Source organism: Ferroglobus sp. (assembly GCF_015521575.1).
GTDB lineage: Archaea > Halobacteriota > Archaeoglobi > Archaeoglobales > Archaeoglobaceae > Ferroglobus.
The window spans coordinates 1-8,791 of sequence record NZ_WANY01000219.1; the positions used below are offsets into that span (position 1 = coordinate 1).

Consider the following 8,791-nt stretch of genomic DNA (forward strand, 5'->3'; position numbering starts at 1 on the left):
GACACTATAGAATTTCTCAAATCCCTCGGAGTGGAGGTGGAGTGATATGGCTAAAGAGAGAAAGAAAAAGTTCGGAAGAGCAGCAAATCCCTGCAGGAGATGTGGAAGAAAAGCCGGAATCGTTAGAAAGTATGGAATTTACCTCTGCAGACAGTGCTTTAGAGAGGTTGCCGCCGAGCTCGGATTTAAGAAGTATTGGTGAGGTGATTTAAATGCTTCACGATACTCTCTCAAACGCTATGAGCGCTATCAAAAACGCTGAAATGATTGGAAAGAAGAAGGTAGAGATAAAACCAGCTTCAAAACTCATAGGAAACGTTCTCAGAGTTATGCAAGAGCATGGATACATCGAAGGCTTTGAATACATAGACGATCACAGAGGAGGTAAGTTCATAGTTACCCTCCTCGGAAAAATAAACGACTGCGGAGCCATAAGACCAAGATACTCTGTGAAGAGGACCGAATACGAAAAGTTCGAGAAAAGATACCTGCCAGCAAGAGATTTCGGAATTCTGATCGTCTCGACAACGCAGGGAGTTATGTCGCAAAAAGAAGCTATAGAGAGAGGATTAGGAGGTGTGCTCCTTGCTTACGTCTATTGAAGAGAGGTTCGTGGAAATTCCAGAAGGCGTTGAAGTCGAAATCGACGGAAACGATGTGGCTGGGTATAAAGTAAAAGTAAAAGGCCCTCTCGGAGAGAACGAGAGGGTTCTAAAGTTCAGAGGAGTCTACATAGAGAAGTTGAACGGCAAAGTTAGAGTTTACACGAACAACAAGAGGAAGAAGCTTAAGGCTATGGTCGGGACTTTTGCGACGCATATAGAAAACCTCGTTAGGGGAGTTAAGGAAGGTTTCGAATACAAGCTCAAAATCGTTTATTCCCACTTCCCCATGAAAGTTAGGGTTGAAGGTAACGAAGTAGTTATCGAAAACTTCCTTGGAGAAAAGCACCCAAGGAGAGCTAAGATAGTTGGTAGGGCTAAGGTGACTGTATCTGGAAATGAGATAACCGTGAGCGGAATAGATATTGAAGAGTGCGGGCAAACCGCTGCGAATATCGAACAAGCTACTAAAATTAAGAGGCTTGACGTTAGAGTCTTTCAGGATGGGATTTACATAGTTAAGAAACCCGACTGAGGTGGTAACATGGCAAAACTCAGCAAAGAGCAAATCAGGCTCTTGAAGGTTAGGAGGGTCATAAAGTCTAAAAAGCCCGAATTCAGGCACTTCGCTTGGAGGACGAAGTTAAAGCTAAGAAGGCTCGGCTGGAGGAGACCAAGGGGGAGACACAACAAGTGGAGGTTGAGGATAGGAGGAAAGTGGAGCGGTATGTATCACCCCTCACCGGCTTTCAGCTCACCGAAACTCGTTAGGGGATTGCATCCGAGCGGATATGAAGAGGTTCTCGTTTACAACGTCAAGGATCTTGAAAAAATAGATCCCGAAAGGCAGGCTGCAAGAATAGCGTCGTGTGTTGGTTTAAAGAAGAGGCTTCAGATTGAGGAAAAGGCTAAGGAGCTTAACATCGTCATCCTCAATCCGACTAAAAGGTGATGGTAATGGATTTGAGGTTTCAAAGGAGGTTGGCAGCCGAAGTTCTCGAATGCGGAATAAACAGGGTGTGGTTTGATCCAGACGCATTGGATGAGATAGCTACGGCTGCAACAAAAGATGACATAAGAGAGTTAATAGAGAGAGGATTAATTAAGAGAAAGCCAGTAAAGGGGGTTTGCAGGGTTAGAATTAACAAGAGAAAAGCCCAGAAGAGAAAAGGTAGGAGGAGGGGACACGGAAGGAGAAAAGGAAAAGCCACAGCAAGGATGCCAAGAAAAAGAGCTTGGATAATTAGAATCAGAGCATTGAGGAGGAGGTTGAAGTTCCTTAAAGAGAAGGGTGTCCTCGACAGCAGAACTTACAGAATGCTGTACAGAAAAGCTAAGGGAGGAGAGTTCAGAAGCGTATCTCACCTTAATGCTTATCTCAAAAGTATCGGAGTGCTGAGGTGATAGTTTGGCGAGAGGACCGAGGTATAAAGTTCCCTACAGGAGAAGGAGGGAAGGAAAAACAAACTACAGAAAAAGGCTAAAGCTGCTACTCTCAAGAAAGCCAAGGTTAGTCGTAAGAATTACGAATCGATACGTGATAGCCCAGATAATCGAATACCATCCAGAGGGGGACAGGGTTCTCGTTCACGTTGATTCTAAGGAGCTCGAAAAGTACGGGTGGAAGGGTGATGCGAACAACACTCCCGCAGCATATCTAACCGGGTTGCTTGTTGGAAAGAAAGCCCTCGAAAAAGGAATCAAAGAAGCCATACTTGACATAGGTTTGAGGTCTCCAACCAAAGGCGCAAGAGTTTTCGCAGTGTTGAAGGGAGCTGTGGATGCGGGAATGGAAATCCCTCACGATCCTGAGATATTTCCGGACGAGTCGAGGATAAGAGGTGAGCACATAGCCCAGTATTATAAGATGAAACCCGAAATGTTCTCAGAATATGAGAAAAGAGGTTTGTCTCCCGCTGATTTACCTCAACATTTTGAAGAAGTAAAAAGCAAGATAATGGGGTGATTTAATTGGAGTGGACGCCAAGAACGAAACTTGGAAAACTCGTTGCTGAAGGAAAAATCAAAACACTTGAAGAGGCTTTAGCGAGTGGATTACCACTAAAAGAAGTTGAAATCGTCGATACCCTCCTTCCAGACCTTGAGGACGAAATACTTGAAATTTCAATGGTGCAGAGGATGACCGACAGCGGAAGAAGAACTAAGTTCAGGGTAACCGCTGTGGTAGGGAATAGAAACGGATTCGTAGGAGTTGGAGTGGGCAAAGCTGCTCAAGTCGCTCAAGCAATCCAGAAAGCCATCAAGGATGCGAAGCTCAACATATTCAAAGTTGAAATGGGTTGCGGCTCTTGGGAATGCGGATGCGGAGGAAAGCACAGCATTCCGGCAAAGGTCACTGGCTCGGCTGGAAGCGTTAGAGTAACTTTAATCCCCGGTCCGAAGGGGTTGGGGCTCGTTGCTGGAGATGTGGCAAAGAAAGTCTTGGAGCTTGCCGGAGTCAAGGACGTATGGTCTTTCACGAGGGGGCAGACGAAAACGACGATAAACTTCGCCAAAGCGACTTTCGAAGCTTTGAAGAAGACCGTCTATTTGAAGAGGTGATGAGAATGCTTGCTGTTGTCAGACTCAGAGGATCGATTGGAGTTAACAGGAAAATTGAAGATACGCTGAAAATGCTTAGACTGCACAAAAAGTACCATTGCGTTGTGATTCCAGACACTCCATCCTACAGAGGAATGCTTCAAGTCGTAAAAGATTACGTAGCTTACGGAGAAATAGATGCCGAAACCTTGGCGATGCTTTTAAGGAATAGGGGAAGGCTAAAAGGAGACAGAAAGTTGACGGACGAATACGTTAAGGAGAAAACCGGATACGAAAGCATAGAGGAGTTCGCTAAAGCCGTTGTGGAAGGAAAGGCGAGTTTGAAAGATCTCCCAGATTTAAAGCCCGTGTTCAGACTCCACCCACCAAGAGGAGGTTTGAAGAGTATAAAAAGACCCTACGGCTATGGAGGAGATTTAGGGTATCACAAGGAGATTAAAAAGCTCCTTTACAAGATGAGGTGACGCTCATGCCGCAAAAGAAGGTAAAGAAGTATAGGGGATCAAAAACCTGCGGAGGAGGAGCCAAGAAGAAGAGGAGGGGAGGAGGTAGCAGGGGAGGTAGAGGGAACGCTGGAGTGCACAAGCACAAGTACATAAAGTTCGTCAAGCTTGCAAAAGAGGGGTTGTACGAGTTTGGAAAGCACGGCTTCAACAGACCGAAGGTCGTTAAAGCAGAGTATAAAGCTTTAAGAGAGCTAAAGCTCAGACTGAGAGAACTTAAAGACGAGGGAATTTTAGACGACGAGCTCTACAGGTTTTTCGACGCAAGAGAGGAAATAAACGTGGGAGATTTGGACTTGGTTGTCGATAGACTCGTTGAAGTAGGACTGGCGAAAAAAGAGGGAGATGTTTACGAAGTGAACCTCAGCGAGATCGGTTACGAGAAGCTCCTCGGAGCAGGAAGAATAACCAAGCCAGTAAAGGTTGTTGTGAGCTACGCAACTCCAAAGGCAATTGAGAAAATCGAGGCTGCTGGAGGAGAAGTGGTGAGCAGCTGATGGTGGAGGAGATTCTAAGAAAACTCCAACCATATTTTGAAAGAATTCCGAGCGTCGAAAGACCAAAGCAACACGTTCCTTTCAGGCAAAAGCTTGCCTGGACGGTAGGAATCCTGATCTTATATTTCGCCTTAACAAACGTTCCGGTTTTCGGTCTGGATCCGTCTTCAATCGATCTTTTCGCCCAGTTTAGGGCGTTGTTTGCCGGAGCTGGAGGATCTATTTTAGCCTTAGGAATTGGTCCAATCGTTACAGCCAGCATTATCCTCCAGCTACTTGTTGGAGCTGGAATTATAAAGCTCGATTTGACAAAACCGGAAGATAGGGCGGCTTATCAAGACTTTCAGAGGTTCTTGGTTTTCGTGATGATCGCCTTTGAGGCTCTCGTACTGATATTCAGCAGATCGATGATTCCGAACGCCCAAGTTGCTGCCCAGCTTGGAGTTCCCATATCCTTCATCACGTTCCTCATATTCTTTCAGCTCTTCATAGGAGGAGTTTTAATTGTTTACATGGACGAAGTCGTTTCAAAGTGGGGTATAGGAAGCGGAGTTTCTCTCTTCATATTAGCCGGAATTTCTCAGGCTATTATAACTGGATTGTTCAACTGGGTTGTTCCTCCAAACTCTCAGATGCCAGCTGGAATTATCCCAAGGTGGGTGTGGATAGCTCAGAATTACGGAGCAAATATCCTTTCAGCGGACGGATTGCTCTTCCTCCTAATAGATGGCGGAGTTCTCGCTTTGATAACGACCATCGCAATAATATTTCTCGTCGTCTACGCCGAAGGAACAAGAGTCGAAATTCCATTGGCTCACGCTGCTGTGAGGGGAGCGAGAGGGAGGTTCCCGATAAAGCTAATCTACGCAAGCGTTCTTCCGATGATCTTCGTCAGAGCTCTACAAGCGAACATCCAAATAATAGGAATGATGCTCTACCAAAGAGGAATAACGATATTCGGAGAGTATGTAGGTTCGCAACCAGTGAGCGGGATAATGTACCTACTTTCTCCAGTTCGAAGCCCCTACGACTGGGTTCCAGCTTTGGTTAAATCCAATCCGATTTTCGCAGATTTGCCGGAGTGGATGATAATCCTAAGACTGCTGATCGACGCTACCATACTAATTGCCGGGGGTATCTTATTCGCCATATTCTGGGTTGAAACGAGCGGAATGGATGCAAAAACCGTTGCGAGTCAAATTGCAAGAAGCGGAATGCAAATTCCGGGATTCAGAAGAAATCCTCAGGTGATAGAAAGATTGCTCGAAAGATACATTCCGAAGGTTACGATAATTGGTGGAGCAGCCATAGGAGTTTTGACGTTAATAGCCAACATGCTCGGAACTATCGGTAACGTAAGTGGAACCGGATTGCTTTTAGCCGTGAGCATAGCTTACAGGTTCTACCAAGACTTAGCCAAAGAGCAGCTAACGGAAATGCACCCACTTCTCAGAAGATTCATCGGTGAAGAGGTATGAAGAAGTTCTTCAAAAACTTCATAATGGCGCTGGCAATAGTCATGTTCATCGGAGTAGCTTTCAGTAGCGATTTTAGAAAGGGGCTTGGAGATCTCTTAGCTCCTTTTTTAGATCCCCTCTTAAACGTTCTACCATTTCACGTAGTGGTAATGATCCTCGCTTTTTTCACGGGTCTTTACTCCACACTAATTCAGAAGTACACCATCGATTACAAGAGGTTGAAGGAGATCCAGCAGAGAGTGATGAACTTTCAGAAGGAGTATATGGATGCTGTAAAGAAAAACCTGAAACCAAAGCTGAAGAAGCTTGAAGAAGAACAGATGGAAATTCAGAAACTTCAGGGAGAAATGTTCAGCATGCAGATGACTTCGATGCTTTTCGTAATAGTGGTAACGTTGCCGATATTCATGTGGATGTACCATGCCGCCTCCCTTGACTTCGAAGTCGTAGCTCCCTTCGCCGGCAAAATCCACATTTCCCAGTATTACCTCATCTTCCCCTGGTGGATATGGTGGTACATGTTCAATTCTGTAATCTTCGGACAGATAATTAGAAAAGCCCTGAAAGTAGGTTTATGAGGGTGACCATTTCCGGCTTACCGGGAAGTGGGACTACAACGGTAGCCAAGATTTTAGCTGAGAGGTTGAACTGCAAACTTATCTCTGCCGGAGAAGTGTTCAGAAAAATGGCAAAAGACCTCGGAATGAGTCTTGAAGAGTTCAGCAAATACGCCAGAGAAAATCCTGAAATAGACAAAAAACTCGATAAACTTCAAAAGGAGCTTGCCGAAAAGGAGAATGATGTTGTCGTCGAAGGAAGGCTTTCAGGGTGGTTCGTAAATGCGGATCTGAAAGTCTGGATCTACTGCGAAGATGGGGAGAGATACAAAAGGGTTGCGAAGAGAGAAAATCTGAGCTACGAGGAGGCAAAGAGGAGAACGATGGAAAGGGAGAGAATCGAGAAGGAAAGATATAAAAAGTTCTACGGAATAAACATAGACGACTTAACGATCTATGACTTAGCGATAAACTCCGGCAGGTTCAAGCCGGAGGAGATCGTGGAGATAATACTCAAAGCGATAGAGTTGAAGAACCATGGAAATAAACGATAGGTTTCTCGTAAAGGATGAAGCCAAGCCTTCAGAGGAGTACGGATGTTACCCCTACAACAGACCTATTCAGGAGTATATAAAAAAGGGGTTCGTTCTCGTAGACAAGCCGAAGGGTCCAACAAGTCATGAAGTGGTAGTCTGGGTTAGAAAGATTCTTGAGGTTGAAAAAACGGGACATGCTGGAACTTTGGATCCAAAAGTCACCGGCGTTTTACCGATATTTATAGAGCAGGCAACTAAGCTCGTTCAGTTTTTGCAAGGCTCGGAGAAGGAGTACGTAGCTTTGATGAGGCTGCACGGTGACGTGAGCGAAAGAGAGCTGAAAAGGGTTTTTGAGCTTTTTAAAGGGAAGATCTACCAGCGACCCCCGCTGAAATCAGCCGTAAAGAAGAGATTGAGAGTTAGGGAAATCTACGACATCGAAATACTTGAAATCGACGGAAGGGACGTTCTCTTTAGAGTTGCCTGCGAGGCTGGGACGTACGTTAGGAAACTCTGCACCGATATAGGCGAAATTCTTGGAGTCGGCGCCCACATGCAGGAACTCAGGAGGATCAGGACGGGGATATTCACCGAAGAAAAGTGTTACACCCTCCAAGATCTGCTTGACGCATACATCTTCTGGAAAGAGGAGGGAGAGGAAGAATACCTAAGAGAGATAGTTCAGCCGATGGAGTTAGCTGTTGCGAACATACCGAAGATAATAATCAAGGACACAGCCGTCGATGCCATATGCCACGGAGCAAGCCTAACAGCGAAAGGGATCGCTTACGTTGAGAAAAGCGTGAAGAGGGGGGAGAGGGTTGCGATATTCACGTTGAAACAGGAACTCGTTGCTATAGGTAGATCCAATTACGACGCTGAAGACATACTAAAAATAAGGGGGGGCATCGTTGCGGAAATGGAAAGAGTTATTATGGAGAGAGGGACTTACCCATCCTACTGGAAAAAAAAGAAGGAAAAACAGGTTACTCCAGAACGATCTTTCTGATTCCGTGGGGATCGATTCTGTTCATAAGCTCTATTTCCTCTTCAGTCGGCGGAGGAGTCGTCGGAGCGTCGTTCACCTCAAACTCTGTTTTCTCTTTAATTTCCTCGTAACTGCTCCAAGGGTGTATCCTGTCAACAACAAGTTTACCGGCTTTTTCATCGAATTTAAATATGCAGAGAGGCGAAACAACCCTATAAGGCTTTCCCGCAGCCGTTATTCTCTGAACTTCCTTAACGAATATCCTTCTGTCATGTTTACCCTGCCAGACTATGGGTCTTCTTGCCGTGGCGTGAAGCAAAGCTCCTCCAGCTCCTCCGGGGAACTGAACTCTCTTACCATTTATGTAAACGTGGCTGTTGTTCAAGTAGCCGCGCTGATCGATTTGCGCTCCAGCTAAAAAGACAACGTCAAGCTCTCCTCTTGCTGAGATATCGAAAAGCTCAGCCAGTTGAAGTTTAGCATCGCAGTACTTTGAGATCCAAGGATGGACAGTAGACATAGGCAGATGCTTCGGGTTTGGGTTGTAACCGACTATGGAATACCAGATTAAGTCGGGATTGTAGAGTTTTTTCGCAAGAACTATCGCCATGAAGGGCAGAAAGCTCGCAACTCCCATGAAAGCGCTTTCCGCATCCTTCAACAATCTCGCCATCGCGGAAATCATGTAGTTAGCCTTATCGAGGGTCGTGAAGCTCACGGTCTCACCTCCCATATGTGTTTCTTCAAACCCTCTTCATCCAAATTCGCATACTTCTCCATCATCTCAAAATCCGGATCGTAGTAAGGAGGACACGCTCCCGGATAAGCTCCCTTCGGAACTTCAACGACTGCAACAACTTTGTAGCTCGGAATCCAGACCGCATCTATATCCCTTCTCAAATCTTCCTTAGGAACTATCATTTCCGTCGTTATTATTATCTTCTCTGCAGCCCTCGCCATTAAAACATCCTCAAACCACGGTCCGTAGATCAGAGCGTTTCCGTCCTCATCAGCTTTCTGAACGTGGATTATCGCAAATTCAGGCTTTATCGCCGGAACGGTCAGAAC

General features: G+C 45.6%; 15 protein-coding genes. 13 read left to right on the forward strand and 2 right to left on the reverse strand.

Going from position 1 to position 8,791, the window contains the following annotated elements; translation table 11 throughout:
• The first annotated feature begins 46 nt into the window (after positions 1-46).
• The 13 genes from F7C14_RS08710 to F7C14_RS08770 are packed head-to-tail and all read left to right on the forward strand — an operon-like array spanning position 47 to position 7,744.
• Positions 47-202 (forward strand): 30S ribosomal protein S14, encoded by a 156-nt coding sequence (locus F7C14_RS08710; protein WP_290901914.1) that lies wholly within the window; start codon positions 47-49, stop codon positions 200-202.
• A 10-nt stretch (positions 203-212) separates the two neighbouring features.
• Positions 213-602 (forward strand): 30S ribosomal protein S8, encoded by a 390-nt coding sequence (locus tag F7C14_RS08715; protein WP_290901917.1) that lies wholly within the window; start codon positions 213-215, stop codon positions 600-602.
• On the forward strand, positions 586-1,137 hold the full coding sequence (locus tag F7C14_RS08720; protein WP_367114356.1) for a 50S ribosomal protein L6: 552 nt from the start codon (positions 586-588) through the stop codon (positions 1,135-1,137). Before F7C14_RS08715 ends, F7C14_RS08720 begins: the two co-directional genes overlap by 17 nt.
• A 9-nt stretch (positions 1,138-1,146) precedes the next feature.
• Positions 1,147-1,554, forward strand: a complete 408-nt coding sequence (locus F7C14_RS08725; protein WP_290901922.1) for a 50S ribosomal protein L32e — start codon at positions 1,147-1,149, stop codon at positions 1,552-1,554.
• A 5-nt stretch (positions 1,555-1,559) separates the two neighbouring features.
• On the forward strand, positions 1,560-2,006 hold the full coding sequence (locus F7C14_RS08730) for a 50S ribosomal protein L19e (RefSeq protein ID WP_290901925.1): 447 nt from the start codon (positions 1,560-1,562) through the stop codon (positions 2,004-2,006).
• A 4-nt stretch (positions 2,007-2,010) separates the two neighbouring features.
• Positions 2,011-2,568, forward strand: a complete 558-nt coding sequence (locus F7C14_RS08735) for a 50S ribosomal protein L18 (RefSeq protein ID WP_290901928.1) — start codon at positions 2,011-2,013, stop codon at positions 2,566-2,568.
• A 5-nt stretch (positions 2,569-2,573) separates the two neighbouring features.
• Complete coding sequence (locus F7C14_RS08740) at positions 2,574-3,164, forward strand: 30S ribosomal protein S5 (RefSeq protein WP_012965658.1); 591 nt, start codon at positions 2,574-2,576, stop codon at positions 3,162-3,164.
• A gap of 5 nt (positions 3,165-3,169) precedes the next feature.
• Positions 3,170-3,628, forward strand: coding sequence for a 50S ribosomal protein L30 (locus F7C14_RS08745; RefSeq protein ID WP_290901931.1), 459 nt, complete (start codon positions 3,170-3,172; stop codon positions 3,626-3,628).
• Between the two features lie 5 nt (positions 3,629-3,633).
• Positions 3,634-4,164, forward strand: coding sequence for an uL15m family ribosomal protein (locus F7C14_RS08750; protein WP_290901933.1), 531 nt, complete (start codon positions 3,634-3,636; stop codon positions 4,162-4,164).
• A complete protein-coding gene (gene secY, locus F7C14_RS08755) occupies positions 4,164-5,642 on the forward strand; it encodes a preprotein translocase subunit SecY (protein WP_290901935.1) in 1,479 nt (492 codons plus the stop codon). Before F7C14_RS08750 ends, secY begins: the two co-directional genes overlap by 1 nt.
• Entirely contained in the window at positions 5,639-6,220 is a 582-nt protein-coding gene (locus F7C14_RS08760) for an EMC3/TMCO1 family protein (RefSeq protein WP_290901937.1), read from the forward strand. The genes secY and F7C14_RS08760 overlap by 4 nt, the downstream gene beginning before the upstream one ends.
• Positions 6,217-6,753: a (d)CMP kinase gene (cmk, locus tag F7C14_RS08765; RefSeq protein ID WP_290901939.1), complete on the forward strand. Its 537-nt coding sequence runs from the start codon at positions 6,217-6,219 to the stop codon at positions 6,751-6,753. Before F7C14_RS08760 ends, cmk begins: the two co-directional genes overlap by 4 nt.
• Positions 6,737-7,744: an RNA-guided pseudouridylation complex pseudouridine synthase subunit Cbf5 gene (locus F7C14_RS08770; RefSeq protein ID WP_290901941.1), complete on the forward strand. Its 1,008-nt coding sequence runs from the start codon at positions 6,737-6,739 to the stop codon at positions 7,742-7,744. Before cmk ends, F7C14_RS08770 begins: the two co-directional genes overlap by 17 nt.
• On the opposite strand, the gene F7C14_RS08775 is transcribed toward F7C14_RS08770, so the two are convergent.
• The gene (locus F7C14_RS08775) at positions 7,722-8,441 is read right to left on the reverse strand and encodes a CoA-transferase subunit beta (RefSeq protein ID WP_290901943.1); all 720 of its coding nucleotides are present in this window, start codon (positions 8,439-8,441) and stop codon (positions 7,722-7,724) included. The two genes, F7C14_RS08770 and F7C14_RS08775, sit on opposite strands and share 23 nt — an antisense overlap.
• Positions 8,438-8,791 (reverse strand): CoA-transferase (locus F7C14_RS08780; protein ID WP_290901945.1); only part of this gene is annotated, 354 nt, incomplete at its 5' end. The genes F7C14_RS08780 and F7C14_RS08775, both read right to left, overlap by 4 nt.

Coding starts and splice junctions, on each gene's coding strand:
- F7C14_RS08730 (WP_290901925.1), top strand. CDS start 1,560: ATGGATTTGAGGTTTCAAAGGAGGTTGGCAGCCGAAGTTCTCGAATGC.
- F7C14_RS08760 (WP_290901937.1), top strand. CDS start 5,639: ATGAAGAAGTTCTTCAAAAACTTCATAATGGCGCTGGCAATAGTCATG.
- F7C14_RS08750 (WP_290901933.1), top strand. CDS start 3,634: ATGCCGCAAAAGAAGGTAAAGAAGTATAGGGGATCAAAAACCTGCGGA.
- F7C14_RS08715 (WP_290901917.1), top strand. CDS start 213: ATGCTTCACGATACTCTCTCAAACGCTATGAGCGCTATCAAAAACGCT.
- F7C14_RS08745 (WP_290901931.1), top strand. CDS start 3,170: ATGCTTGCTGTTGTCAGACTCAGAGGATCGATTGGAGTTAACAGGAAA.
- F7C14_RS08725 (WP_290901922.1), top strand. CDS start 1,147: ATGGCAAAACTCAGCAAAGAGCAAATCAGGCTCTTGAAGGTTAGGAGG.
- F7C14_RS08770 (WP_290901941.1), top strand. CDS start 6,737: ATGGAAATAAACGATAGGTTTCTCGTAAAGGATGAAGCCAAGCCTTCA.
- F7C14_RS08710 (WP_290901914.1), top strand. CDS start 47: ATGGCTAAAGAGAGAAAGAAAAAGTTCGGAAGAGCAGCAAATCCCTGC.
- secY (WP_290901935.1), top strand. CDS start 4,164: ATGGTGGAGGAGATTCTAAGAAAACTCCAACCATATTTTGAAAGAATT.
- cmk (WP_290901939.1), top strand. CDS start 6,217: ATGAGGGTGACCATTTCCGGCTTACCGGGAAGTGGGACTACAACGGTA.